General features: G+C 61.4%; 1 protein-coding gene. It reads left to right on the forward strand.

Annotated elements, in window-relative coordinates:
- The coding region (locus CBX98_RS25755) for an FAD-dependent oxidoreductase (protein WP_172606046.1) at positions 1–342 on the forward strand (342 nt) is incomplete at both ends.

Raw genomic sequence — 342 nt, forward strand, 5'->3', positions numbered from 1 at the left:
ACGTGTCCGCGGAGATCCGCGCCTTTCTCGAAGCGGAGGGTATCTCCGTGCGAACGGATGCCTGCTGCATCACCTTGGGCAAGCACGAGCGCGGTGTGAAAGTCGGCGTGGATTGCGACGAGGGCGCACCTGAAGTCGTCGGTACGCATGTCTTGCTCGCTGTCGGTCGTCGTCCGAATACGGACGACTTGGGCCTGGACAAGGCAGGCATCGAGATGGACAACAAGGGCTACATCAAGGTCGACGATCACCTGAAGACCAGTGCGGAAGGCGTCTGGGCGATGGGTGACTGCAACGGCAAGGGCGCGTTCACTCACACGGCCTGGAACGACTACGAGATCG

It is taken from the genome of Vibrio sp. T9 (assembly GCF_003123985.1).
Classification (GTDB): Bacteria; Pseudomonadota; Gammaproteobacteria; order Enterobacterales; family Vibrionaceae; genus Vibrio; species Vibrio diabolicus.